At 39.3% G+C, this 26975-nt stretch carries 26 protein-coding genes; 17 read left to right on the plus strand and 9 right to left on the minus strand.

The features are described from left to right. The first annotated feature begins 112 nt into the window (after positions 1 to 112). From B7E07_RS04205 to B7E07_RS23220, 3 genes are all read left to right on the plus strand, one after another. Positions 113 to 1678: a Na+/H+ antiporter NhaC family protein gene (locus B7E07_RS04205; protein WP_080844218.1), complete on the plus strand. Its 1566-nt coding sequence runs from the start codon at positions 113 to 115 to the stop codon at positions 1676 to 1678. A 341-nt stretch (positions 1679 to 2019) separates the two neighbouring features. Further along, a complete protein-coding gene (locus tag B7E07_RS04210) occupies positions 2020 to 3531 on the plus strand; it encodes a sodium-dependent transporter (RefSeq protein WP_080844219.1) in 1512 nt (503 codons plus the stop codon). Next, positions 3531 to 3635: a MetS family NSS transporter small subunit gene (locus tag B7E07_RS23220; protein ID WP_139785570.1), complete on the plus strand. Its 105-nt coding sequence runs from the start codon at positions 3531 to 3533 to the stop codon at positions 3633 to 3635. The genes B7E07_RS04210 and B7E07_RS23220 overlap by 1 nt, the downstream gene beginning before the upstream one ends. 128 nt (positions 3636 to 3763) lie before the next feature. On the opposite strand, the gene B7E07_RS04215 is transcribed toward B7E07_RS23220, so the two are convergent. Then, entirely contained in the window at positions 3764 to 4747 is a 984-nt protein-coding gene (locus B7E07_RS04215) for a M23 family metallopeptidase (RefSeq protein WP_373886040.1), read from the minus strand. Between the two features lie 200 nt (positions 4748 to 4947). Between B7E07_RS04215 and lipA the strand changes: the two genes are divergently transcribed. After that, positions 4948 to 5865 carry a lipoyl synthase gene (gene lipA / locus B7E07_RS04220; protein WP_080844220.1) on the plus strand — a complete coding sequence of 306 codons (918 nt, stop codon included), beginning with the start codon at positions 4948 to 4950 and terminating at the stop codon, positions 5863 to 5865. 41 nt (positions 5866 to 5906) lie between these two features. Here the strand turns inward: lipA and B7E07_RS04225 are convergent, their stop codons facing one another. Then, positions 5907 to 6527: a YhcN/YlaJ family sporulation lipoprotein gene (locus B7E07_RS04225; protein WP_080844221.1), complete on the minus strand. Its 621-nt coding sequence runs from the start codon at positions 6525 to 6527 to the stop codon at positions 5907 to 5909. Between the two features lie 124 nt (positions 6528 to 6651). Between B7E07_RS04225 and B7E07_RS04230 the strand changes: the two genes are divergently transcribed. Next, positions 6652 to 6927 (plus strand): YutD family protein, encoded by a 276-nt coding sequence (locus B7E07_RS04230; protein ID WP_080844222.1) that lies wholly within the window; start codon positions 6652 to 6654, stop codon positions 6925 to 6927. Positions 6928 to 7010: 83 nt separating this feature from the next. On the opposite strand, the gene B7E07_RS04235 is transcribed toward B7E07_RS04230, so the two are convergent. Together B7E07_RS04235 and B7E07_RS04240 are read right to left on the minus strand one after the other, a co-directional pair. Further along, the gene (locus tag B7E07_RS04235) at positions 7011 to 7298 is read right to left on the minus strand and encodes a cytosolic protein (RefSeq protein WP_080849102.1); all 288 of its coding nucleotides are present in this window, start codon (positions 7296 to 7298) and stop codon (positions 7011 to 7013) included. Positions 7299 to 7379: 81 nt separating this feature from the next. Beyond that, complete coding sequence (locus B7E07_RS04240) at positions 7380 to 7646, minus strand: DUF3055 domain-containing protein (RefSeq protein ID WP_080844223.1); 267 nt, start codon at positions 7644 to 7646, stop codon at positions 7380 to 7382. 120 nt (positions 7647 to 7766) lie between these two features. On the opposite strand from B7E07_RS04240, the gene B7E07_RS04245 reads away from it, so the two are divergent. The 3 genes from B7E07_RS04245 to B7E07_RS04255 are packed head-to-tail and all read left to right on the plus strand — an operon-like array spanning position 7767 to position 10386. Continuing rightward, positions 7767 to 9137, plus strand: a complete 1371-nt coding sequence (locus tag B7E07_RS04245; protein WP_306807542.1) for an EAL domain-containing protein — start codon at positions 7767 to 7769, stop codon at positions 9135 to 9137. Positions 9138 to 9156: 19 nt separating this feature from the next. Beyond that, positions 9157 to 9594, plus strand: a complete 438-nt coding sequence (locus tag B7E07_RS04250; protein WP_080844225.1) for a DUF86 domain-containing protein — start codon at positions 9157 to 9159, stop codon at positions 9592 to 9594. Positions 9595 to 9621: 27 nt separating this feature from the next. After that, positions 9622 to 10386, plus strand: coding sequence for a TIGR01457 family HAD-type hydrolase (locus B7E07_RS04255; protein ID WP_080844226.1), 765 nt, complete (start codon positions 9622 to 9624; stop codon positions 10384 to 10386). Between the two features lie 62 nt (positions 10387 to 10448). On the opposite strand, the gene B7E07_RS04260 is transcribed toward B7E07_RS04255, so the two are convergent. After that, positions 10449 to 10949, minus strand: a complete 501-nt coding sequence (locus B7E07_RS04260) for a phosphatidylglycerophosphatase A family protein (RefSeq protein WP_080844227.1) — start codon at positions 10947 to 10949, stop codon at positions 10449 to 10451. 303 nt (positions 10950 to 11252) lie between these two features. Between B7E07_RS04260 and yutH the strand changes: the two genes are divergently transcribed. The 4 genes from yutH (at position 11253) to thrB (ending at position 16024) form a co-directional block, all read left to right on the plus strand. Further along, entirely contained in the window at positions 11253 to 12260 is a 1008-nt protein-coding gene (gene yutH / locus B7E07_RS04265; protein WP_080844228.1) for a spore coat putative kinase YutH, read from the plus strand. A 484-nt stretch (positions 12261 to 12744) separates the two neighbouring features. Further along, a complete protein-coding gene (locus tag B7E07_RS04270) occupies positions 12745 to 14043 on the plus strand; it encodes a homoserine dehydrogenase (protein WP_080844229.1) in 1299 nt (432 codons plus the stop codon). Further along, positions 14040 to 15101, plus strand: coding sequence for a threonine synthase (thrC, locus tag B7E07_RS04275; protein ID WP_080844230.1), 1062 nt, complete (start codon positions 14040 to 14042; stop codon positions 15099 to 15101). The genes B7E07_RS04270 and thrC overlap by 4 nt, the downstream gene beginning before the upstream one ends. After that, a complete protein-coding gene (thrB, locus tag B7E07_RS04280) occupies positions 15098 to 16024 on the plus strand; it encodes a homoserine kinase (RefSeq protein WP_080844231.1) in 927 nt (308 codons plus the stop codon). Before thrC ends, thrB begins: the two co-directional genes overlap by 4 nt. A 16-nt stretch (positions 16025 to 16040) precedes the next feature. On the opposite strand, the gene B7E07_RS04285 is transcribed toward thrB, so the two are convergent. After that, positions 16041 to 16280, minus strand: coding sequence for a NifU family protein (locus B7E07_RS04285; RefSeq protein WP_066442787.1), 240 nt, complete (start codon positions 16278 to 16280; stop codon positions 16041 to 16043). A 151-nt stretch (positions 16281 to 16431) separates the two neighbouring features. Here B7E07_RS04285 and B7E07_RS04290 point away from each other — a divergent pair, with 151 nt between their 5' ends. Further along, on the plus strand, positions 16432 to 16755 hold the full coding sequence (locus B7E07_RS04290) for a YuzD family protein (RefSeq protein WP_080844232.1): 324 nt from the start codon (positions 16432 to 16434) through the stop codon (positions 16753 to 16755). Between the two features lie 733 nt (positions 16756 to 17488). Here the strand turns inward: B7E07_RS04290 and B7E07_RS04295 are convergent. Then, the gene (locus tag B7E07_RS04295) at positions 17489 to 18556 is read right to left on the minus strand and encodes an NAD(P)/FAD-dependent oxidoreductase (protein WP_080844233.1); all 1068 of its coding nucleotides are present in this window, start codon (positions 18554 to 18556) and stop codon (positions 17489 to 17491) included. Between the two features lie 375 nt (positions 18557 to 18931). On the opposite strand from B7E07_RS04295, the gene B7E07_RS04300 reads away from it, so the two are divergent. After that, positions 18932 to 19171, plus strand: coding sequence for a YuzB family protein (locus tag B7E07_RS04300; protein WP_080844234.1), 240 nt, complete (start codon positions 18932 to 18934; stop codon positions 19169 to 19171). A gap of 107 nt (positions 19172 to 19278) precedes the next feature. Here the strand turns inward: B7E07_RS04300 and B7E07_RS04305 are convergent, their stop codons facing one another. Continuing rightward, positions 19279 to 19965 carry a DUF2225 domain-containing protein gene (locus B7E07_RS04305; protein ID WP_080844235.1) on the minus strand — a complete coding sequence of 229 codons (687 nt, stop codon included), beginning with the start codon at positions 19963 to 19965 and terminating at the stop codon, positions 19279 to 19281. Between the two features lie 273 nt (positions 19966 to 20238). Between B7E07_RS04305 and B7E07_RS04310 the strand changes: the two genes are divergently transcribed. Together B7E07_RS04310 and B7E07_RS04315 are read left to right on the plus strand one after the other, a co-directional pair. Further along, entirely contained in the window at positions 20239 to 20601 is a 363-nt protein-coding gene (locus B7E07_RS04310) for a HesB/IscA family protein (protein ID WP_080844236.1), read from the plus strand. Positions 20602 to 20742: 141 nt separating this feature from the next. After that, on the plus strand, positions 20743 to 21456 hold the full coding sequence (locus B7E07_RS04315; RefSeq protein ID WP_080844237.1) for a response regulator transcription factor: 714 nt from the start codon (positions 20743 to 20745) through the stop codon (positions 21454 to 21456). On the opposite strand, the gene B7E07_RS04320 is transcribed toward B7E07_RS04315, so the two are convergent. Further along, positions 21443 to 21592 (minus strand): anti-repressor SinI family protein, encoded by a 150-nt coding sequence (locus B7E07_RS04320; protein WP_080844238.1) that lies wholly within the window; start codon positions 21590 to 21592, stop codon positions 21443 to 21445. The two genes, B7E07_RS04315 and B7E07_RS04320, sit on opposite strands and share 14 nt — an antisense overlap. A 107-nt stretch (positions 21593 to 21699) precedes the next feature. Between B7E07_RS04320 and B7E07_RS04325 the strand changes: the two genes are divergently transcribed. After that, a complete protein-coding gene (locus tag B7E07_RS04325) occupies positions 21700 to 26871 on the plus strand; it encodes an AAA family ATPase (RefSeq protein WP_080844239.1) in 5172 nt (1723 codons plus the stop codon). Positions 26872 to 26975: the final 104 nt, after the last annotated feature.

Below are 26975 nucleotides of genomic sequence, written 5' to 3' on the forward strand. Positions count from 1 at the left end.
ATGGAGAAGAATAGATTATCAAGAGTGATGATAGAGATTCTCTGCCATTGCTCTTTTTATTTTGTGCTCTTTGCAATGCCTCTGCCGAATTTCATTCAAGGAGGAAAAAAAGATGGAAAATACACTATTTTCTTTGCTCCCGCCGCTTGTTGCGATCCTGCTCGTAATCGCAACAAGAAGGGTACTCTTATCACTTGGTATCGGAATTATTACAGCAGCAGTGGTTCTTGCTGAAATGAACTTACTTGAAGCTGTTTCAATTCTGTGGGAAACGGTAAAAGGAATTTTCATAGATGATGGAAGCATCAATACATGGAATATGTATATTATTCTGTTTTTGATGATTTTAGGGGTTATTACAGCGTTTATTTCAATATCAGGCGGCAGCAGGGCCTTTGGGGAATGGGCAATGAAACGAGTAAAAACCCGGGCAGGTGCCCAGGCAATTGGGGCCATTTTAGGTGTGATTATCTTTATCGATGATTATTTTAATGCTCTAGCAGTCGGGCAGATTTCCAGACCGATTACTGATCGCCAAAAGGTCTCAAGAGCCAAACTTGCTTATTTAATTGATTCAACCTCAGCTCCAATCTGCGTTGTATCGCCTGTATCAAGCTGGGGTGCTTATATTATCGCTCTTATTGGCACAATCCTTGCTTCTCATAACTTAACAGATTACACTGCTTTTTCAGTGTTTTTGCAAATGATTCCAATGAATTTATATGTATGGACAACACTGGCAATCGTATTTATCGTTGCACTTAAAGGGATAGAGATCGGACCAATGAGGATGCATGAACTCCGTGCGATAAGAGATAACCAGGTAATGGATCCAGAAAAGCCTGCTCCAGGCAAATTGGAGGAAGATTTACCTGTTAGTCCGAAAGGAACGGTTGGTGACTTAATTTGGCCGATTATTGCTCTTGTGGCTGGTACAGTAGGGGCAATGATCTGGACAGGCTATCAGGCTGTCAAAGAAAATGCCACCATTTTAACTATTTTTGAAAACACAGATGTTTCGAAATCTCTTGTCATCGGAGGCATAATTGGATTAATAGTTACCTTGCTGTTCTTTGCAAGACAAGTAACAGTGAAAAAGGGAATTAAAGGCTCTGTTCTTTCCAAAGGAATATGGAGCGGAATCAAATCAATGCTTCCGGCTATTTACATTCTTCTTTTTGCTTGGGCAATAGTTGATTTAATTGGTCAGCTTGAAACAGGAGCCTATTTAGCAGGACTTGTAGAAAATTCAAACATGGAGGTTTCCTTTTTGCCTTTCCTCCTATTTATCATTGCTGGGGTTATGGCATTTAGTACAGGAACTTCATGGGGGTCGTTTGGGATTTTGCTTCCTATAGCAGGCGATATTGCTGCCGCAACGGATGTGAATCTGCTGCTTCCTGCAATGGCAGCTGTGCTGGCTGGAGCGGTTTTCGGCGACCACTGTTCTCCTATTTCAGATACGACGATTCTTTCATCAACAGGTGCTGGATGCAATCATATTGACCATGTCCTTACGCAGCTCCCATATGCATTAATTTCAGCAGCAATAGCAGGCGCTGGTTTCCTTGTCCTTGGCTTTACAGGCAGCACCATTTTAAGTCTGGTAACCATTATGATATGTTTGCTCGTATTTACGCTCATAGCATCGCGCAAATTTAAATTGGACACAGCATGATAAAATAACTATATAAAGGAGTCTTCTCAGCAAGAGTGGGAAGGCTTTTCTTTATTAGGTTTATTTTTATAATTTTCTGATATATTAAGAAAGATTTCATATTGCTTGCATAGATATAAAATGAAAGGAGGGGGGACAGGAGCGGTTGAAATAGGAAAGAAGTAATCTATGAAAGCTGGAAAACAAAAAAATATTATGTCCCAAATAATGTTTTGACAGTAGTAGAAAAAGTATATATACTAGTTTTATATTAAATTAAATAGTCTGAAAATATAAAAAGTTCCCATTGTTCAAACGCGTGGGAACTGAAAAACAGACTATTGCAGGGGGTATTATAGACTATGGATAACCGTCCTCAATGGGGTACAAGAGCAGGTTTCATTTTAGCAGCAGTAGGTTCAGCTGTTGGTCTTGGGAATATTTGGCGTTTCCCGGCCGTAGCGTATGAAAATGGAGGAGGAGCATTCTTTATTCCTTATCTATTTGCTCTTCTAACCGCAGGAATTCCATTGTTAATTATGGAGTTTACGATCGGCCAGAAATATCGCGGTTCTGCTCCTCTATCTTATGCTAGGATGAACAAAAAGTATGAATGGCTAGGCTGGTGGCAGGTTGCCATTTCGTTTGTCATTGCCACGTATTATGCAGTTATTATTGCCTGGGCTATGTCTTATGCTTATTTCTCATTTGACTTGAAATGGGGAGATGATCCTACATCATTCCTAGTTGGGGATTACCTTCAAGTTGCAGCACCAGGAGAGTTTGGCGGAATGGTGCCAGGAGTCCTAATTCCGTTAGTTATCGTTTGGATTATAACACTTGGCGTATTGTTTAAAGGTGTAAAAAAAGGGATCGAAGCAGCAAACAGAATCTTTATTCCTGCACTTGTTATTTTATTCTTATTTATCGTTATTAGAGCAGTTACACTAGATGGAGCAGCTGCTGGATTAGAATCATTCTTTACTCCTGATTGGAGTCAGATTGCAAGCCCTAAAGTTTGGGTTGCAGCTTACGGACAAATCTTCTTTAGTTTGTCGATTGCTTTTGCGATTATGATCACATATTCAAGCTATCTTCCTAAGAAAACGGACATTACAAATAATGCCTTTATTACTGGATTTGCAAACTCGAGTGTCGAGCTTTTAGCTGGTATTGGTGTCTTTGCGGCATTAGGATTTATGGCTGCACAATCAGGCGTAGGTGTTAGTGAAGTTGTTTCTAGTGGTGTAGGCCTCGCATTCATGGTATTTCCGCAAATTATTAGTGAAATGCCTGCACTTAGCGGAGCGTTTGGGTCAGCCTTCTTTATCTGCTTAACTCTAGCTGGTTTGACCTCTTTAATGTCAATTGTGGAAACATTTATCGCTGGTGTTGAAGACAAATTTAAAGTATCGCGTACAAAAGCAGTTCTGTTTGGAGGCGGCTTAGCTGCTGTCATCTCGCTTGTTTTTGCAACACGCGGCGGCTTAAACTTCCTGGATGCTGCTGACTATTTCATTAATCAATTTGGAGTAGCACTAGCAGGATTGGTGGAAGTAGTTGTCGTTGTGTGGGTAATGAGAGAACTATCAAACCTTCAGAAACACGCAAACAGCATGTCTGATATTCAATTAGGCGGCTGGTGGAAAATATGCTTAGGTTATATTACACCAATCGTTCTTGGTTACATGATGATACAAAACATTTATACAAACATTAAAGAGAATTATGAAGGATATCCTACAGGCTTCTTAATCTGGTCTGGCTGGGGTGTTGCCGTATTAGCCATTATTCTTGGTTTTGTCTTTATGGCTATTAAGTGGAATAAAGGAACATCGCTTGAAGTTCCGAAAAACAAGGAGGTATCTCAATAATGTCAGGTGTATCTATAACAGTAATGATCGTTGGGATGCTCATTATTTGGGGAGGGCTTGCTGCAAGTATAGGCAATGCCGTTTCCAAGGCTAAGAAAAAATAAATACGTGCATTTTCATCTTGAGGAGATTCATTTAGCCTATGCGGCTAGTGAATCTCCTTTTTAATTGGACTTTTCAATGCAAGCAGCTCCTGCCTAATGGTATGGAGCTGCTTCAAAAAATTAACATCTTACTTTTTACGCTTTCTCTCTTGCCGTTCCCACATCTTTAAGTGGGGATATGGATCATAGGACCATTCTGTAATGCCATTGTCCTTATACATTCCATAATGAAGATGGGGCGGAAATTTTCCAGATGTTCCTGGGGGGCCATATCCAGAACTGCCGACTCCGCCAATCATCATACCCGGTTCAACGATCTGACCGACTTTTAAGTCCTTTGCAAAGCCGCTTAAATGGGCAAAGTAATGATAGTTATTGTTAATATCGCGGATTCCTATTCTCCATCCGCCATACTTGTTCCAGCCCTTCATTTCCACAATTCCATAGGAGGTTGCCCGAACAGGAACACCGTATCCAGCGAAGATATCAGTTCCTTCATGAATTCTGCGGCCGCCCCATCCCCTCGCATCTCCCCAAGTATTTCGGTAGCTGTATGTGCTGTGCAAAGGAACAGGAAAGGCGTGTTCGTCTAAGTTTAACCGTCCGTACTGTTTGTAAATATCGGCTTTCCCCATTATAATCCGGACTGCTTTATCTCGTTTATAGTAATTCCATAAGCCAATCTTTAGATTTTCATGATCTGTTCCATAAGCCAGGAGGAGTTTGGCGAAAGAATATAGTACATCTTCGTCACTCTTAAGACTTGCTTTTCCATCTCCATCACCATCTGTGCCTATTCCATTAAATAGGGCAATTGAGTTAGGGTTTTCATCTTGCTTGTCAGGATTTAACAAGCCTGTCCACTGTTCCTCTTTGAAATATATTCCAGTCATACCTTCAGCCTTTGGGATATCCCGGCGTGCTTGACGGACATTTCTTTCATATTGGTCAATGGCCGCTATATAATACCAGGGAATATTGGTGACTGCTTCCGTTCGGGTATATAGTTCCATTCTTTTCTTATATTCATTTTCTTCTGATTCTGCAAAAGCATGTACCTGTAATGCGGCAAAACATAACACAGTATAAAAGAGAATGTTAAAAAGACGCACAATAAACCTCCTTTCACTTTTACTTGCTTTGTTAGTTTATGAAAAAAGACAAAAAGAATAGGTCATAATTTTTGGTAATGATAAAACTGTACTACTTGTCCTAGATGGGTGCATATGATACAGTGACAAGTGAAAGAGTATTTTGACATTACATATTGGAATTTGCGTCTTTAGGAAATTTTCAGGATGGAGTGAATGTTTTGGATAAAAAAGAAGAGTATTTGCGTAAGCCTGAATGGCTAAAAATAAAACTGAACACAAATGAAAATTATACTGGCTTGAAAAAAATGATGCGGGAAAACAGCTTGCACACTGTTTGTGAGGAAGCGAAATGTCCGAATATTCATGAATGTTGGGCAGTCAGAAGAACTGCTACATTTATGATTTTAGGTTCTGTTTGTACGCGCGCATGCCGTTTTTGTGCTGTTAAAACGGGCTTGCCAACAGAACTGGATCTTCAAGAGCCGGAAAGAGTAGCTGATTCGGTTGCCTTAATGAATTTGAAACATGCTGTTATTACGATGGTAGCCAGAGATGATCAAAAGGATGGGGGAGCTGCCGTATTGGCAGAAACGATTAGAGCGATCCGCAGGAAGAGCCCTTTTACAACAGTGGAAGTATTGCCATCCGATCTTGGCGGGGTTTCCGAGAATTTAAAGCTTGTGATGGATGCTAAGCCAGATATCTTAAACCATAATATCGAAACGGTCGAAAGATTAACACCTAGAGTCCGTGCTCGTGCGAAATATCAACGTTCATTGGATTTTTTAAAGCAGGCTAAAGAAATGCAGCCTGAAATTCCGACCAAGTCCAGCTTAATGATCGGTTTGGGAGAAACAAAAGAGGAAATTATCGCTACAATGGATGATTTAAGAGCACATGATGTTGATATTATGACGATTGGCCAGTATTTACAGCCTTCTAAAAAACATCTAAAAGTGCTTAAATACTACACGCCTGAAGAATTTAATGAGCTTAAGGAAATTGCTATGCAAAAGGGCTTTAGCCATTGTGAAGCTGGCCCGCTTGTGCGCTCCTCCTATCATGCAGACGAGCAAGTTAATGCAGCAGCAAAACAAAGACAAGCTTTGGGTGATAAACAGGTACAGCAAGCATAATAAAGAAAATCAAGAGGTGGGGTGCCTCTTGATTTTTTAGATTAGAGATTATTTTCATTTGTTGTTTCTTGTTGTGGATCTCCTTTTTCCTTATTACCTTGTGGGGACTTCTCGATCTCTTTAATCAGTTTGTTGATGCCATATTCAGCATTTTCACTGTTGGAATCCATGGTGGCATAGCTTTCAACCGTTTTGCGTAAATTTGTATTATCACTAACATAAATATGGTACCAGCCTGGAACAACGGACATCGCCATTTTTTTTACCTGATCAGCAGTATATGAGCGGTCTTCTGTATCACTGTCATAAACAATAATGACTTCTTCGTCCGTGACGAGAGTTGATACATCATCCACGTTTGGCACCTCGGTAGAATATTTACTGATAATATCAGCCAATTGCTCACGGTCAATTGCTGCATAATGTTCGTTACCGACATTTTCTCCTAAGACAGGGCTGCGCTGATGACGTACATATCCAAAATCTTCGCTTACATCATCACGGTCACCTTCAGTTCCTTGATGATACAACTCTGCACGCTGATCGTTTACATTTATAGTGTTTCCGCTTTCCTGATAAAGGTCATTTTGTGCGGTATCATTTTGACAGCCAGTTAGAGCTGTTAGACCGCATAGACAAAGAAAAATGAATGTTTTTTTCATCCTAAACACCTCCAGTACTATTAGAATTGCCTTATGTTTTATTTTTTCTCTTAGTAATTGATGGAGAATCAGTTATAATTTAAATAACGAATACAATTGAACTTGCTTCCAAAGAGGTGAAAGTATGATTTGCATTAATAATTTATGTTATGAAATAGTTGAAGAGCAGCGCGATGGTTTTAATGAAGAAGCTTTTAAGGGCAGGTATAGTGATATCTTGGCCCGATATGATTATATTGTTGGTGATTGGGGCTACGGACAGCTGAGACTGCGAGGTTTCTTTGATGACCAAAACCATAAAGCAACCTTTGATACAAAAATTAGTACATTAACCGAGTACTTATACGAGTATTGTAATTTTGGATGCCCTTATTTTGTGGTCAAAAAAATGAGCAAATAAACACTGAATCAGAGTAAAGCTAAGCCCAAGAATTTTAATTATTTCTTGGGCTTATGCACTATTTATACTTTTTTTATCCAATCCTAGGTTTCTGTATAAGGTGGCTCTTCATTTACATCAGGATCATCATGTGTTGGGTGGGCGCCGTCCATTTGCCTTGGCAAATTTTGATGAAGCGACTTGAATTCATAATTAAAAGCGCTATAGTAACGCTGTCCTTCTTCCCACGGAGTACTTTTATTCTGCACAGGTTCTGTTGCATTAATGGGTGAACCATACGGTCCTTCTGGTAAATCTTCGGGGATCAGAAAGTTTTTTTGTGTTTCTACATTGGAAAAGTCTGTATATGCTTGCTGTTCTTTGTCAGCCATCATGACATCACTCCAATGAAATAGTAGCGGAGAAGCTCCGCTTTACTATCATTTGCAGCTTAACAAACATATATAATTGTTTTAAATTACCTCATAAAGAAAAGAACGAAGCTCCTGAGCATCTTCCTTTGAAAGTTGATAAATGGTTTCAAGATAACCTTCCTCTTCTAGATCATCGCTTCCAATAATCGCATATCGGCTGCCTTGAAGATCAAGAACAAGCTGCTTTCCGTAAAAACGGTTTGATTGGGTTAATGCTAAGTCGAAGCGTTTATTTTCACCCATAAAGCTAATAAATCTTGTCTTAGTGTCTTCAAGATCATTATAAAGAAAAAAACGTTCAGACATATAAATTCTCCTTTAATTCTCATAATGGCAAAACTCTTTCTATATCTTAACAGATTTGTTGCATTTTTTAGGGCAAGCTGAATAAAACAGCGGTTTTTTAATGGAAAAAACCGCTAAAGTATGCATATTATGATACAATTGAATCAAAATAAATCGATGTTTGCTTCTGAGAGGAATGGGACAATGGCTGGTCAAATAATAAAAAAGGTAAAAGCGCTTTTTCAATGGGGAAAAATTTTACTCCCGCTAAATCAGCTGCGCTATTTTCCACCAAGGTTTGTTATTCGTGATCCGATTGCAGAAGGTGTAAAAAAAGCTTTTAAAATGGATTATGAAACTGCGGTGATTGTCTATAATATTAAAAATCTGCAGGATCTTTCGGATCAGCTTGGTGAGGAAGAATATGTCCGTTTCATTAACATAATGAAAAAAACCTTTAAAAAGGTAATTGCACAGGAGGTAAATGACGATTTAATTGCTCTTCATGATTATTATAGTGACGGTTTAGCCTTATTTATTAAAGTAAATCATAATATACATAGTGTGTCTGATATTGATAGTATCATGAAAAAAATCTTGCGCGAATCAGAAAAGATCATGTTTGCTGAATTAGGGCAAATGAAGCCGAAATTTGAGACAGGCTATATGTTTATTCAGCGTAAGCATTATTCCATACAAGAATCTATTTACAAAGCCCATCAGCAGGCTGTAGCAATGGCAGAAAAAAGAGTGAAAACAGAATTCAATGAAATGGTGTACTCCATTAGTAAGATAATAGCTCAAAAAGATCTGCACATCCTTGCTCAGCCGATCATTACCCTTGCAACTGGTGAGGTGAGAGCATGGGAAATGCTTACTAGAGGACCAAAGGGAACGGCATTAGAAAATCCGCTTCAGCTCTTCTCGGTTGCGAGACAAACAGGGATGCTATACAATCTCGAAATGATTGTTTTCGAGAAAATACTGCAGCAGATTATGGCAACAGGCTGCACACAGGAAATCTTTATCAATTTTACTCCGATTACGTTAGGGAATCAGCGATTTGTCAGAGATATTAAGGGGCTTATCCGAAAGTATGATGAAATATCTCCAAAGCAAATGATTTTTGAAATCACGGAACGCGATTCAATTGAGGGGATGGACCACTTTATTTACAATATAAAGGTGCTCCGTACATTAGGCTTTAGAATTGCGATTGATGATACCGGAGCAGGTTATGCAAGTTTAAATTCAATAAGTGAGATACTGCCGGATATCATCAAAATTGATCGAGCCGTTATTCAGGATATTGACAAAAATACCGTTAAAGAATCATTGCTGAAAGGGCTATTGCTGGTCGCAAAAGAAACAGGTTCAATTGTCGTGGCAGAGGGAATAGAGAGCAAAGAAGAAGAATCTGTCCTTGCCCGAAATAAGGTGGACCTAGCACAAGGCTATTTATATGCACGGCCAGGTGTACTAAATAGATCTTTAGAGATTGCAATGGATTAAAAGGGATAGGTGAGATAAAATGTATTTTGTTGATCGGAACAAGATGGAGGAAACACTTCAGCATTTTCATAGCCAGCTCGCGCTTTTTAAGCAGCAGTCCGATTGGACAACTCCGATTGAAAAGTCAGCATTGGAGAGAGTGACGCATATTTTGATTGAGGCGATCTTAGATACGGGCAATGCTATGATTGATGGATTTATTATGCGTGATCCAGGAAGCTATGATGATATTATTGACATTCTTGAAGACGAAAAGGTTATTGAAAACACCATGAGCAGCGGAATGAAGGAGTTAATTTCCTGCCGTAAAATGCTTGTACAGGATTATATACATATCGATCATCAGCAGCTGCAGGCGATCTTTCAAAAAAACATACATATTTTAGAAATGTTCCCTGCAAAAATTAGGGATTACTTAACAAACGAATTAGGACCTGTTTCAGCATTTAAAGAGTAATGTTAAGACAACTTGGGAGGCTGTATCGTGAAAGACTACAAAGGATATATGATTGATTTAGACGGTACGATGTATAAAGGTACTGAATTAATTCAAGAAGCAGCGGATTTCGTACAGAAGCTGAAAGAGCGGAATATTCCTTATTTGTTTGTCACAAACAATTCTTCTAAAACACCTCAGCAGGTGGCTGAAAAGCTAAATGATTTCAACATTACTGCTCATCAGGATCAAGTATTTACAACGAGCATGGCAACAGCCAATTACATTGCTGAAAAGAAGAAAGATGCTTCTGTTTATGTAATTGGAGAGGAAGGCATAAGAACAGCAATTGCGCAGCAGCATTTGCGTCATGCTGAAGAAGATGCTGATTATGTTGTAGTAGGCATTGACCGATCCATTACCTACGATAAGCTTGCGACAGCATGCTTGGCTGTCCGCAATGGAGCTCAATTTATCTCTACAAATGGAGATATTGCGCTGCCGACCGAGAGAGGGCTGCTTCCTGGAAATGGTTCGATCACATCTGTTATAACTGTTTCCACACAGACAAATCCGATTTTTATCGGCAAACCTGAATCCATCATTATGGAGCAGGCACTAAGGGTTTTGGGGACAAACCTGGAAGAGACATTAATGGTGGGAGATAATTATGATACCGACATATTGGCAGGCATGAATGCTGGGATGGATACATTGCTTGTGCATACAGGTGTTACAACTAAGGAACTTCTGCTTGGTTATGAAAAAAAGCCAACCTATGTGTTAGACTCACTTGCACAATGGGAGTTTTAATAGCATAAGAAAAGATGGAGCTAAACCGGCTCCATCTTTTTTGTTATTGTTGCAATCTTTTTTTATTTCTCGCCCTTTGCACTATGAGCTAGTCTGCTCGATGCTGCTGCAGCGATGGCGCCGACAATATCATCTAAAAATGTGTGGCATCTTTCTGAGTTTTTATCATTAAGCTCTTTCAAGATTCCCGGCTTCAGCTTATCGATATACCCGAAATTTGTTAATCCGATAGATCCATACACGTTCACAATAGAAAGAGCTAATATTTCATCTACTCCATATAAGCCTTCATCAATCTCAATGATGGACTGAAGCGGTTCAAGCAGTTTCTTTTCTTCTGTCAGCATATCAAGCTGGATCCCAGTTAATATGGCGTTTTGTACTTCTCTTTTCGATAAAACACGTTCTACGTTATCAGTGCATGTTTCCATTTTAAGGTTTGGATGATATTTTTCCTGGAGAAAGAAGACAAGTTCAGCGATATCGTTAATCTCTACTCCTCTTTCATGCAGCCATTTCCGGGCTGTTTTTTCGGTTAGTGTAATTTCTTTTTCTTCACTCATTGCTGTCACCTTTTCTTTTTATATTCTTTATTTATATACCCGCTTTTCCAGCAGTACACTTAATGTTGAAGGCTATTTTCTAAAAGAAAGCAGTTTGATTACTGTGTTTAAATATAAAATCCAATTTGTATTCCGCTATTAAAAACAGCAAAGGGTTTTCGGCTATAGCCGATTTAAAAAAGTGCTACTGGAAATAGTCTCTTTCCATCATATCCCTGTTGAATATACTTATTCAAGTCATAACGAAAGAATTAGCCAAATGAATCATACATATTACTATCATACGTGAAAGGAGAAAAAATTATGATTACTAGGCTTTTAAAGGAAATGTACGGGATAAGTGCTGAAGAAGAGCTGAGGATTGGAAATTATTCAGCTTGCCGGTCTAATAATGAATATTATATGTTAGTGCCTGCCACTCATTTGCAGGAAGAGGATATTACAGAACTGGACCAAATCGCGACACACCTTGTCAATAATGGGGAGAGGCATGTGAGCACGTTTTTAAAGACGAAAGAAGGCAGACAGTATAGTGATTGGGAACAAGCTAAATATTGTGTCCTGGTTAATCAGCAGCTGGAAAAAAGAAAAGGAATGAAATGCGGCAGAAAGCTGGCTAAGTTTCATTATAGAGGAAGATCAGTCGCATTTCCTGTCAAAAATCTAAGTCGAATTGGACAATGGAAACAGATGTGGGAAACGCGACTAGATCAAATGGAGAAGGTTTGGAATGAGATGCTATTCCAGGAACCTGAAAGTGAATTTGATCGTCTTTTTTTAGAATCATTCCCTTATTATATGGGCATCTGTGAAAATGCCATTCAGTTTCTTGTAGATTCTGAATTTGATGACGAACCAACAATGACGGACAGCGGTACTGTGTGTCATGCCCGCTTTACATCTAAAACCTGGTCGGGCGCTTATTATTTGAAGAATCCATTTGATTGGGTGTTTGACCATAGCACCCGCGATTTGGCCGAATGGACCCGTGAAAAATACTTTTATAATATTAAGACGTATGAACCTGAGCTAAAGCAATTCCTAAAAGAATATCAGTCGATTAGTCCGCTTTCATCGTTTTCCTGGAGATTATATTTTTCCAGGCTGCTTTTTCCGCTTCATTATTTTGAATGTGTTGAAGCCTATTATAGTTCCACCTCGGAACAGGAGAAACACATGCTAGAAGAGCGCCTTGAGAAGTACTTGCAGCAATCAGGTGACCAGGAGCGCTTTCTAGCTGGATTCTTTGAGTTAGCGGAGGTTCCAAGTAAACAATGGAATATTGCTGTGCCAGAATGGCTGTATGTGTAAAGAGGCTGGGGCATAAGTAACTAACACACCTATTGAACCGAATGATAAGGAAGTGAATCTTTCTAATCATTCGGTTCTTTATTTGTTTAACCTTTAATATTTCTAAACATGAGTGAAATGGAGCGGAGGACCCTCGACTCCTACGGGCTGAAGAGCAAAGGGTGAGACCCCGCAGGAACGGAGTGACGAGGAGGCTCAGCTTGCTCCCCGTGGAAAGCGAGGGTCCGCAGCGCAATGGAACGGGCTTGTTTAAATATCCAACAGGTTAATAAATATTCGTGTTTTAGAAATATTAATTTCGATTTGTCCCATCCTCTTTATTTTTTTGATCGCTGTTTTTAGCAGGAATTAGATTGATTTATCCCTAATTAGACAAAAGTTTTCTAAAAATTCTTATTGTCATATTAGAAATTCAATATTATAATGTCTACTATAGAAAAACAATTGTTCTTTTTAGGTGAACATTAAAAGGGGAGAATGCTGGATGAACGGAATCTCGATCGGATTATTAGGACTTGGAACAGTAGGATCAGGGGTCGTAAAAATTATCAAAAATCATCAGGATAAGCTCATGCATCAAGTAGGCTGCCCGGTTTCCATTAAGAAAATTCTTGTGAAGGATGTACATAAACAGCGCGCTGTTGAGGTTGAATCCTCCTTGATTACAACAGATCCAAATGAAGTATTAAATGATGCAGAGATTGATGTTGTTATTGAAGTTATGGGCGGTGTAGAAGAAACAAAGGAGTACTTGCTGACAGCTTTAAAAAATCGGAAGCATGTTGTGACAGCGAATAAAGATTTGATGGCTGTGTACGGTCCAGAACTGCTTGCTGTTGCCTCCGATTACAGCTGCGATTTGTTTTATGAAGCAAGCGTAGCAGGAGGAATCCCTATTTTAAGAGGACTTGCCGATGGACTTTCCTCAGATCGTATTACGAAAATGATGGGGATTGTCAATGGCACGACTAATTTTATTTTAACAAAGATGAGCCAGCAAGGATTAGCATATGAAGATGTACTCAAAGAAGCGCAGGAGCTTGGCTATGCGGAAAGTGATCCGACCGCTGATGTAGAGGGACTTGATGCAGCAAGGAAAATGGCCATTTTATCAACTCTTGGCTTCTCAATGAATATTGATTTGGACGATGTAAAGGTAAAAGGCATTTCAAGTATTACAGAAGAAGATTTGGCATATGGAAAGCAATTTGGCTATTGCATGAAACTGATTGGGATTGCCGAACGAGATGGTGAAAAGGTAGAGGTAAGTGTTCAGCCTACATTGTTAGCCAAATCACATCCGCTGGCATCTGTGCAAGATGAATACAATGCAGTGTATGTGTATGGAGAGGCAGTTGGCGAAACGATGTTTTACGGACCAGGTGCAGGCAGTATGCCAACGGCAACAGCAGTTGTTTCTGATGTTGTTGGTGTTATGAAGAATATGCGTCTGGGTGTAAATGGAAAAAGTGCTGTGACGCCACAATATGAGAAAAAACTAAGGAGCGCCGATGAGATTTTTTCTAAATACTTCATGCGCATCCATGTTAAAGATGAGGTTGGTGTTTTTGCGAACATTACAAGCATCTTTTCGGATCATCATGTCAGCTTCGAAAAAATTCTGCAGCTTCCTCTTGAAGATGAGGGTATGGCAGAAATAGTGGTTGTTACACATAAGGCAGCATTAAGCGATTATGAAAATATTCTCTTGCAGCTGCGGGATTTAGCACCAGTTCATACAATTAAAAGCTCATACCGAGTAGAGGGAAGTGTAAAGTCATGAGATGGGAAGGTTTATTAAAAACATATAAACAATATTTGCCGGTTAATGAAGAAACCCCATTGCTGACATTAAATGAAGGCAATACCCCTCTCATTCGACTGGATAAGCTTTCTAGAGACTGGGGAGTTGATTTGTATGTAAAGACAGAGGGAGCGAATCCAACTGGCTCTTTTAAAGACCGCGGCATGGTTATGGCTGTTGCGAAGGCAAAGGAAGAAGGAAGTGAAGCGATTATTTGCGCTTCAACTGGAAATACTTCTGCCGCAGCGGCTGCTTATGCAGCAAGAGCAGGTCTGCGCTGTATTGTCGTTATTCCTGAAGGAAAGATAGCAGCGGGAAAGCTGGCACAGGCCGTCATGTACGGTGCCGAAGTTATTTCAATTGATGGAAATTTTGATGAAGCATTATCCATTGTTCGAAATATCGCTAAAGAGGGGCAAGTGACACTTGTTAACTCTGTTAACCCGTATCGGCTTGAAGGGCAAAAGACGGCAGCGTTTGAAATATGTGACGGATTAGGTGGTGCACCTGATGTATTAGCATTACCTGTAGGCAATGCAGGGAATATCAGTGCATATTGGAAAGGGTTTAAAGAATACCATCAGGTCAATTCTACAGGTCTTCCGAAAATGCATGGGATGCAGGCGGCAGGAGCAGCAGCAATTGTTCACAATCGTGTATTTGAAAATCCAGAAACAATTGCTACTGCGATTCGTATCGGAAACCCAGCCAGCTGGGATTTGGCTTCAAATGCATTACAAGAATCCAATGGGAAGATTGATGAAGTAAGTGATGAAGAGATTCTTTCCATGTACCGGAAGCTTGCTTCGACAGAAGGCATTTTTGCAGAGCCGGCTTCGTGTGCATCACTGGCAGGAGTTTATAAGCAGCTGCGCAATGGAGAAATTGCGCATAAAACGCAAATAGTTGCTGTATTAACAGGTAATGGTTTAAAAGATCCGGACACAGCGATGACAGCCAGTCTGATTCAGCCTGTACATCTGCCGAATGATGAAGATATTGTTGCTGCACATATTAAAGGAGCTGTCCATGTATGATGGAGGGAGAAATGCTGACCATTGAAGTACCTGGCAGCTCAGCGAATCTAGGGCCAGGTTTTGATTCAATTGGATTAGCACTTAATTTATATTTAAAGCTAGAGGTAACACGATCAGAAACGTGGACAGTTGTTCCGCTTACAAGTAATCTAACAGACTTTCCGACTGATGAGAGCCATTTTATCTTTCAAATAGCCATGAAGACAGCAAAAGCATGTGGGCAGGTTCTGCCAACGTGTACTATGGAAATATCAAGTGAAATTCCACTGGCACGCGGGCTTGGCTCCAGTGCTGCTGCAATCGTAGCAGGTATTGAGTTGGCTGATGCTCTATGTGATTTAAAATTAAGCAAACAGGAAAAGTTTAGCTTAGCTTCTGCACATGAGGGACATCCTGACAATGCAGGAGCCTCACTGTACGGCGGACTTGTCATCGGAGTCATGATGGAAAATAAGCCTGATGCAGTTGTTCTGCATGATTTGGATTTTGAAGTTGTCGCTGCGATTCCACAGGAAGAATTACTGACAAAAGAATCCCGAAAGGTTCTTCCAAGCCACTTAAAGTTCAATGAAGCAGTGAAAGCGGGGGCAGTTGGTAATGTTCTCGTTGCTGCTCTAGCAAATGGGCAATTTGAGCTGGCAGGGAAAATGATGCAGAGTGATTTGTATCATCAGCCTTACCGTAGAGAGCTGATTCCACATTTTGCTCATTTAGAGATGAAGGCAATTGAGTATGGAGCGTTTGGTGTTGCTCTAAGCGGTGCTGGTCCATCTGTTCTATGCTTTGCCCGCTCTGGAAGCTCAGCTGAATTAATTAGGAAGCTGAATGAAGAAATGCCGCTCCTGGATTTTAAGTCTTTGCGAGTTGATTATGGCGGGAGCACGGTGTACATGTCCAATGGAAATAAAAAAGCGATGTCCTAAGACATCGCTTTTATAATTAGAAAACTTGTTCTACTTCTACTACGCCTGGAACCTCTTCTAAAAGAGCGCGTTCAATACCAGCTTTTAACGTAATTGTTGAACTTGGGCATGTGCCGCATGCACCTAACAAGCGAAGCTTAACAATGCCATCCTCTACATCAACGAGTTCACAGTCGCCGCCATCACGGAGAAGGAACGGACGTAATTTATCTAATACTTCTTGTACTTGTTCATTCATAGTTGTTTGTTCTGCCATATGAAATCGACTCCTTTCCTACTCATATTATAATCAAATACAGAGCAAAAATCTATTATCAAACACGAATTTCCGCTCCTTGTAACTTTTTCATATGTTTCCTGTATGAACATATTGTAAAATAAAACTAAGAAAAAAAGGAGGCAGAAAGATGAACCGTAAAGTCGAAGTCACGATCTATGGAGCAGAGGTGCTCTGTCCAAGCTGTGTAAACTTGCCTTCATCGAAGGAAACGTATGAATGGCTTGAGGCTGCCATATCACGTAAATACCCGGAGCAGCCATTTACGATATCCTATGTTGATATAAATCAGCCGCCAGAAAACCAAGAAAAACAGCAATTTGCTCAAAGAGTGATTGAAGAGGATATGTTTTATCCAGTTGTTTTAATTGAAGAAGAAATTGTTGGAGAAGGAAATCCGAAGCTAAAAACGATTTATGCTGAAATGGAAAAATACGGATATACACCGGCATAAAAAGAGGCTGGGACATAAGTATTTAACACAACCACAGGGAATGATTAGGGAGTGAATCTTTCTATTCATTCGGTTTTTTGTTTGTTTAATATTTAATATTTCTAAACATGAGTGAAATGGAGCGGGGGACCATCGACTCCTATGTGCTCCGAGGAGGCTCAGCTTCCTCCCCATGGAAAGCGAGGGTCTGGAGCGCAGGTAGAACGGGCTTTTGTAAACACCTAAACCTTGAAAATGAACATTCGTGTTTTACAAATAGGAATTTTGTTTTGTTTTTTTACAGGGTTTATTCATTCAATACAGTGGAATTATGCTTATAGGAGCTCATTATTTGTAATCAAAATGAATGGGCGACCGCTTGTTTTCCTCATACCTTTTCGCTGATTGTCATAATAACACCGACTAAAACAATCACGATTCCAATTATTATTGTAATTTTGTTTCTCGTCGGAAACTCTTTAAATTTAGATCTCATACCTTGTCCCCACCGCCCTTATCTTATTTTAACGTGTGTATCAATACGTACGCAAGAAAACAACTGCAGCTCATGTACCGTTTTGGATTAAAATAATGCTACGGTATTAGGTGTACTTAAAGAAATAGGTAGTGCGATATAAAAAGCCAACAAAAAAAGTGCAATCAGTTATAAATGATTGCACTTCTTGTTATTTAAACTATCGGTAAAGATTGCTAAATCAACATTCTATATAACTAAATATGATTGGGTGAAAAGTTATCCTTTATGATACTTGTACATCCACAGTATCCCCGATTTCAAAAGCCGTGCAACCCGGCCTGTGATGGCACGGTCGGCAACTAGGCCAAAGCCGTGTTTTTTTCCGAGGGAGCCGAGCACACCTTTCAGTTTAATCGTTGGCAGTGATTCTGGAAGCTCTTCACCCTTCCAGCGCTTCACAAGAATCTGTACGATTTGCTCTGCCTGCCCTTCTGCAAGCTGTGCACTAGGAGCATGAGGGAGACTTGCACAGTCACCAACCACATAAACATGCTCATTATCAGGAAGATTGTGGTGCTTAGTAAGCACGACGCGGCCCTGCTGATCCTTTTCAACTTCTAGAGCACGGACAATTTTATTGGGCTGAATGCCTGCTGTCCAAACGATTGCGTCCGAATGCATCGGTTCATCATGATTATATAATACATTTTCTTCTACCTTCGTAATGTTGGAACCACTGACTATTTCCACACCATGCTCAAGGAACCAATTTTCAACATAGGTGCTCAGACGCTCAGGAAAAGCAGAAAGGATATGTTTCCCGCGGTCAAATAGCTTTACATGCAGATCCGGTCGGCTTTCGTATAGCTCAGAAGCAAGTTCAACTCCGCTTAAGCCTGCTCCCACAATAGAAACCACTGATCCCGGAGCTAAATTATTCAGCTTTTGATAGGTTCTTCGCGATTTTTCAATCGTCTGGATGCTATCTGTATAAATATCAGCACCAGGAACATTGTGGTATTTATCCTCACAGCCAAGTCCTATGATTAAATCATCATATGAAACTGGCTTTTCTTCCTGCAAATATACCTTTTTTTCTGCTAGATTAATATTCGTTATTTCTCCGTACTGAATGCGCAGCCTTGGATGCTCCGGGTAGCTGACGCGAACATGCTGATCTGATATCGTACCAGCTGCCAATGCATAGTACTCAGTCTTTAAACAATGATAAGGTACACGGTCAATTAATGTAATTGACACATCATCTGGAAGCTGATTTGGAAGAAGACGAGCGAGTACCCGCATGCCCCCATATCCTCCCCCTAAAATCACGAGATTTTTCATGGAAATTACCCCTTTGTCCGTACTAAAGAAATTGTCAGATTCGTATTTATTTGTTATTACAAAAATGAGTGGCCGAATGATTAAGTATTATGTATGCTCTATTCGGCAATAATTCTGCTATTAAGCAGTTCGGATTATATATAAGAATATGAAACATAATTCAATAAAAAGTATAACGAAATTACGGTTAAATCACAACATATATCGGTGTATTATTCATATTAGGAAGCATAAAACGCTTACTTTAAGCTGCTATTTTTTTATAAGGCTTATTAGGTTATGCTTTTTTGAAATAATGTCGACAGCGATTGAACACAAAAGCTTGAACATGTTCATTAAAAAAGGTAGATTAGAGATTGTAGTGAGGTGAGGAACATGATTAAGCCTATTATTGAATTCTGTGTCAGTAATCTGGCAAGCGGTTCATATAAAGCATTAGAAGAGCTTGAGAAAGATTATGATCTTGATGTGATTGAATACGGCTGCCTTGGATATTGCGGAAAATGCTCTGAGCATATGTTTGCGCTGGTGAATGGTGAAGTAGTCACAGGGGATACAGCTGAGGAGCTTGTAAATAATATTTATCAATTTTTGGAAGAGAATCCAATGTTTTAAATAGATAAAAAGCTGGTTCCTTTTATTGGAGCCAGCTTTTCTTTTTAGAAAAAATATTAGAGTAAATCAAGAAAAGAAACCAATTCAGCTTTTTAGGATGAAAAGCATTAAATTTTTTCCTTCATCCGCATGGTTTGCCACTGTTCACGAGCCATTGCAATAATTTTAGGCTCAGTGCTTCTTTTTTGCTGTTCTAGTACCTTGGAGAAATATTGAATGGCAATTTCTGATTGGTTCGTTCTTCTTGAAAGCTCTGCAATTAAATATAGCAATCGGATTTCAGACATTTTTGTTCCTCTAAAATCCTCATTTGTATAGGAAGCAAGGTAGTGATCAATGGCCAGTTTGAGAAAACGCTGTTCCTGCTCTTCGTTGTCCTCTAATCGATAAATCCAGGCGAGTCTCATGTTAAGACCAGCGATTGTAATTCTTTTTTCCTGCTTTAAGATCGCGCAATAAATGGCGAGCTTATAGGTCGAGATGGCTTCTTCAGTCGTTCTGTTTCCGCTGTAGCTTTTTTCTGCCCAGCGATTACAAATTTCCTTTTGGATCTGATCTTCTGTTCCCGGAGGAAATAAAGAAACAAAGTCCTCAGAAAAAGAAAAGCCGCAGGAAGGGCATGTTTGAATATAATAAAGCAAAGGGTTACCCGAGCCGGCAGAATAGCGGGGAAGAAAGTCTGAATCATATCCATCAACTTTAATAAATCGGGATCGCATCCTTTTACTGGTAAAGGCCTTCTGACATTTTATGCAATTGTATTGTTTATCGTATGTAGCTTCGATTAAACTCATATGCCTTTCCTCCTGCATTCGACCTATTAGTTATAGTTATATAGTATCATATAAATGTGCAGAGCTGAGGAAAAAGTTCGTGGTTTATGTGTGAAAAAAGTAGCAGTTTTACATGTTGAAACAGTGAATCGCTTTATTGTATTAATTCAAAGGATCAAGCAATTTCATTAAAATCAAACTTCTTCTTTTATCATATGAACGTGATTAGTTGAGGAACATAAAATTACTGTATATACTAAAAGGAAAGGAATTAATTTTTAAGGAGGGTTTACGATGAATGATGTTGTCATTTTAACGGAAGCCGCTGCTCTTCATATAAAAGATATGATGAAACATAATGAGGAGGAGAACGCATTTCTCCGTGTAGCGGTTAAAGGTGGAGGATGCAGCGGGTTATCCTACGGTATGGGGTTTACCCATGAACAAGAGGAAAAGGATCTTTTCTTCGAGCAATATGGTATACCTGTTGTAGTAAGCGCAGAAGATGCACCTATTTTAAATGGTACAAAAATTGATTTTAAACAAAGCATGATGGGCGGCGGATTTACGATCGAAAATCCAAATGCAATCGCAAATTGCGGCTGCGGCTCATCATTTAGAACAGCAACAAACGTTGGTACACCTGAGGAATGTTAATCTATTCAACTAGAAGACCTTTGATTCTTTCGTGAATCAAAGGTCTTTTTTCAATATAAAGTAATGAGAATTTTTAGCAAATATTATATAATTGTGGTAATAAAGTCACTGAAAAGGTTATAGAAAGGACGAATACCATACATGACGAAAGAGACCATACTTCTTGTAGATGATGACCAGGACATTCAAAATCTGCAAAGGCTTTATCTTCAAAAAGAAGGTTTCAGGCTGCTGTTTGCCAATTCAGGCAAAAAAGCAATTGAAATGGCGACAGAACATCAGCCAAGTTTAATCATTTTAGATGTTAACTTGCCAGATTTGGATGGTTTTGAGGTTTGCCAAAGCTTGAGACAATATACAAAAGTACCGATCCTATTTGTGACCGGCAGAAGTGATGATGTGGATACCATTTTGGGACATCGCATTGGCGGTGATGATTATATTTATAAACCTTTTAACCCAGGGGTGCTTGTGGCGAAAGTTAAGGCGCATTTGCGACGCTACCGGGAATTAACAAGCAGGCAAAGTGAACCGTATGTTCAAGAATTACAGCAAGCACTAACGTTTGGCAATTTAGTGATCGAAAAAGAACAATGTGCAGTGAAGAAAAATGGAAAAGAAGTGACATTATCAACAAAAGAGTTCTTGCTTTTATGCTTCTTAGCTGAAAATCCGAATCGCGTATTTAGTCTAGAACACATTTTTGACCAAATATGGGGTGAAGAAAGCTTAGGTGATTATCGTACTGTTATGGTACATATCAGTAATCTGAGAAAGAAAATTGAAAAGGATCCAAGCAAGCCGGAGCTGATCCTGACCATAAGAGGTTTAGGCTATAAATTTAGCGGGGGCTAGGAGTTGCTGCTCTGAAAAATTTGCGTATATCCTCAATCGTTAAACCCATTCTTTTTGCTTCTAAAAGGAGTACATACCATTCGTCAAATTGTTCCTTAGACATTTCAGAGTGAGTAGGTTTCATCAGTTTTTCCATTTTTAGCCTCCATTGAAAATGTTTACATTGTATTCATAGTATAAAGTTCAAAGTTTAAGTTTAGTTAAAGTGATATTAAAGTTCTTCTAAACATGAGGTGTACGTAATTGGACAAATTAAATACTATTGGAGATTATGAGTTGCTTGAGATAGAAATTGAAATGCAGGACAGCGTCTTTTTTAAAGGACAATCAAAATTTGGAAAGCAGGTTTTAATCAAGACTTTAAAGAAAGAGTATCCAGACAAAATGGAAGTTTCAGCTGCTATCCATGAATTCCATTTAAGTGAAAAAATTCAGGAAGTGATACTGCAGCCAATTGAAATACTGAAACATCATTCGGTCTATTATTTTGTATATGAGTATTTTAATGGAATTCCTTTAGCGGAAGTATTAAAACAAACAAAAAAGCCAATGCTTGACAAGCTTAAAATAGCTCATAGTTTAGCAAATGCCCTCTCTGTCCTTCATCGGCATGGTGTTATTCACAAGAATATAAATTCCATGCAGATTCTTCTTTCAGAACCCTCATTGGCCGTTAAAATAACAGGATTAACCTATGCTACAAACTTGAAGCAAGAAAGCTATGCCTTGTCGAGTCAGCGGATTGTATTTGAGAATCATCCCTTATACATGTCACCTGAACAGACGGGGAAAATGAATAAACCAATTGATCATCGCTCGGACTTGTATTCATTAGGAGTGGTGCTGTATGAACTATTTACCGGGAAATTCCCTTTTAATATGGAAGATCACACCAAACTTGTTCACGCACATCTTGCTAAAACACCAATTAACCCATCCTTACAACATGCTGATCTACCGGAAATGATTAGTGAAATGATTTTAAAGCTATTAGAAAAGACACCGGACAACCGCTATAAAAGTGCATGGGGGCTGCGTGAGGATTTGGACTATGCTATAAATCAATATCATGCTTTTGGTGAAATTCCAATGAGTGCAATTGGCCAGTACGACAATGACCTCGTATTCGAGATAGCGGGAAGGTTATATGGACGGGAAAAAGAAATCACCGAAATACATAATGCTTTTTCAATCGTTGCAAATGGCGGGCGAAATGTCGTGCTCATTCCAGGTGAAGCTGGAATTGGAAAGACGGCTCTAGTAAATGAGATCCATAAACCTTTAATAAAAGAAAAAGGTTATTTTATTTCTGGAAAGTTTGAGCAAATGAATAGAACGGTCCCGTTAGCGCCAATTCTTGCTGCTTTTCAATCTCTTATCCGGCAGTTTCTGACTGAAAATGAGGGACAAGTAGAGGTATGGAAGCGAGAAATTCAGGAGGGGTTGTCTGTTCAATCATCTATTCTGACAGCTCTTTTGCCTGAGCTTGCATGGCTGATTGGCGAGTCCAAGCATGCCAATAACCGTTCACTGCTTGATACACAGCGGCTGCAGTTATATAGTTTTCAGCAATTTATAAATATCATTGCCACAAAAGACCATCCACTTGTCTTATTTCTCGATGATCTGCAATGGGCCGACATTGCTTCGCTTGAATGGATTGAATACATGCTAACACAAGCAAATTGCCAGTATTTTATGATCATTGCTGCTTATCGTGAGAATGAGATTGGACAACAGCATCCTTTCAAGAAAACCTTGAATTTATTAGAAATAAAAAATGTGCCCATCTCCAGCATCCCAATCAGAAATCTTTCAAAAAAACAGGTGTCACTATGGCTGGAACAATCATTTTGTGATCAGGGAGCACACATAGCTGAGCTGTCCGTTCACATCTATCGGATCACACAAGGAAATCCTTTTTATATTCGGCAGCTGTTGAAATCGTTTGAGGATGATGGGTTTATTACGCTGCTTCCTGAGCAGCGGAAATGGAGCATCCAAGAGAAGTATAAAGAAAGTATTGCTGATGAAGATGTCCTGTCATTTTTAATCGGACGAATGGAGCTGCTGCCTTCAAATATACAAAGTATATTACAGCTGGCTTCATGCATTGGAAATCGTTTTGATTTGAAAACATTATCCATTATTTCTGGTGCAACGCTGGAACGAACAGCCGAACTATTGTGGGATACTCTTGAAGCGGGTTTTATTTTGCCAGCACATGTTTCTTATAAATGGATTTATCGCGAAGAAGCTGAAGCGCTAGTAGAAGAAGAACCGCTGTATTATACTTTTTTGCATGATCGAATACAGCAGGCATTTTATGAAATGATGACAGAAGAGGAACAAGAAGCTGCGCATCTTACAATTGGGCGATTGCTATGTATGCATGAATCTTCAATAAAAAATGATATTTTCACAATAGTTAACCATTTAAATAGGACTCAAAATAGACTAACATTGCAAGAAAAGCAGAAATTAAGAGAGTGGAATATTACAGCGGCAGAAAAGGCAAAGAATGCAGCTGCATATTCAGAAGCTCTAGCCTATTTTGAGCATGCACGTTTGTTATCTGAAGAGACATTTATTGATGGACAAGAGGATGACTTACATTACAGGCTTATGAAAGGACTTGGAGAATGTCAGTATGTCACAAGCCAATTTTCAGCGGCGGAGCGAACCTTTGACGAACTGCTGAGTTATACGAAAGCAAAGACAGAACAGCTTGAAATTTATAATTCTAAGATGCTTTTATATACCCATATGCACCGTGTCGAAGAGTCAATTCAAGCAGGATTAGAGGGGCTCAAGCTGTACGGAATAACATTTCCGGAGAAACTGACAAAAGGGGATGTAGCCAAGGAATTTCTTCTTGTTCGGCTAGCATTCAGTAAGAGGAAAAGGGAACAAATTCTAACACTGCCAAAGCTGAATAATGATGAAAAACTAGTGTTAAATACGATGATTACAATGAATTCGGCTGCATACCATACGGATCAGAATTTAGCTGCCATCTTAATGCTGAGAGCTGTCCGTTACACATTAAAGCATGGTATTGCCAATATTAGTGCCCTTGTTGTTAATAATTATGCACTCATTTTAAGTTCGGGGTTTAAAGACTTTCAAGGGAGTGTGATGTATGGCAAGCTGGCTCTGGAACTATCAGAGTACTTTGGTGATGCAGGAATTAAAGGTCGTGTTCATTTTGTATATGGAAGTTTTGTTAATCAATGGCATTCACAAATAAGTAATAATACATTACATCTTGAGAGGTCGCAGCGCTATTGCCTTGATGCCGGGAATATGCACTTGGCAGGTGCAAATAGTTCCTTTATTGTTGTATCCATGCTTTTACAGGGAGCTCAGCTTGACAGCGTTTTGAACACGGTCAACCAGCAAATTCAATTTATTAATACTATTCAATATCCGATTTCAATTGGATTTTTAAATGAACTAAAGCATTGGACGAGCTTACTGCAGAGTGAGCATCCGCAGTTTCACTGGGAGATGCAGCCTGTTTTAGATGATGATTCAGCTAAAATTATGCATTATACGATTCGGCTGCAGATGGCCTATCTATTTCAAAAACGGGACTATGCAGCTGCCATTTTACAAGAATTATGTTCTCTGGTCAACAATAGACTTACGCTTGTGATCGTTCCTGAATATTATTATTATCTCGCCTTATGGTGCATTAAGGATGCTGAAATAGGAAGAGCTTACAAGGGGGAATGGAAAAAGAGCTTAAAGAAATTACAAAAATGGGCAAAGATCTCACCGCAGAATTATAAACATAAGCTTTTATTAATACAGGCAGAGAAACTGAAAGAGTCAGAGATTATTGTAAATGCGAAATTACTGGCGTTATATGACGAGAGCATTCGGCTTGCAGAAGAGAATGGTTTTATTCAAGACGCTGCGATTGCCAATGAATCTGCTGGGAATTATCTTAGCGGTATAGGACATAAAAAGTTGGCGCAGCCTTATTTCGAAGCTGCTTGCAGTCTTTTTGAGCAATGGGGACTTGGCTTTAAAAGAAAGCAATTAAATATAGACTACAAAAGGGAAGGTGCTCCCATCCAGTTACAGCCTCAGCAATATTATGATGTTCATGATGCACTGCAGGGTGCTGCTCAAAGTATTTCCACAGAAATCACCATGTCAAAGCTTGCCTCAAGGCTTCTTGGTGTAGCAATGGAATATGCAGGGGCAGACCGTGGGTTTATTTTATACAAAAGAAAAGATGCTTTCTTTGTAGGAGAATGCAAAAGCTTAAATGAGCCTGAAGATGAACTATACCGTGATGAGCCCATCACAGGGAAGAATCTGCTGGCTGAAAAGGTTGTTGCTTATGTGAAAGCAAGCAATGATCCTGTCGTTCTTCATCATGCAGCAGCAGATGGGCTGTTTATTAAGGATCCCTATATTATGAAAAGTAAAACGAAGTCACTTTTTTGCAATCCATTTATTCGCAAAGGTGAAGTTATAGGAGTTCTTTATTTAGAGAATAGGCAAGCAACACATGTTTTTACAGAAGAAAAAACGAAGCTGCTTTCCATACTGACAACCCAGCTATCCATCTCGATTGAAAATGTGTATGTTTATGAAACGATGGAAAAAGCTGTTGCTAAGAAAACGGAACAATTGCAGTATGCCAATCAATCGTTAGAAAAGATTAACATGGAACTTGAAGAAGTTGAAAGAAAACGAAAACATTTTCTAGCAAATATTTCTCATGATCTTCGTACCCCTGTAAACGTGGTTGGTGGCTATTTAGAGGCAATCATGAGCGGCCTAGCCAAGGATGAGCAAGAAAAAGAGTATCTAATTGCCAAGGCATATGAAAGAGCAAATGAATTGCAGGAGCTCATACAAGATTTATTTGAATTGTCACAGGCTGAGTCAGGACGTTTACAATTTGATATCGATTATATTCCGCTTTCTCAATTTATTGCTTATGTGCAAAATAGATATGAAAATGAGCAGCTTGGAGAACGTATGTCTTTTCGTATCGAAAATAGGATAGCGAATAAAGACATTGAAGACTATATGATCGGCGTCGATCCAGAAAGAATACGGCAGGTCTTCGCAAATTTGATTGGAAATGCCAAAAAGTATACGCAGTCTGGTGAAATTGTCTTGTCATTTAAATTACAAGACCATAAGGAATTATTAATTACGATTAGTGATAGCGGTGTCGGGATACCGGCTGATATTCTGCCTTTTATTTTTGACCGTGATTATACCAATAGCTACGGCGACCACAAAAAGAAAGGCCATGGTCTTGGATTAAGCATCTGCAAGGAGATTATAACCGTGCATAAAGGCACAATATGGGCAGAAAGCCAGGAAGGTCATGGAACTTCTTTTTATATGACCCTCCCCCTATTTCAATTTTCTCTAGAAAATTAATATGTACAAGCACATTTTTAGAATTGCTGGATGCTAGCCTTTGCAGCTTGTCCTCCTCTTACATAAGATACATTGTAAAACAAAATAAGAGGAAGGGAGTTGTT

This window comes from Cytobacillus gottheilii, assembly GCF_900166665.1.
Classification (GTDB): Bacteria; Bacillota; Bacilli; order Bacillales; family Cytobacillaceae; genus Cytobacillus; species Cytobacillus gottheilii_A.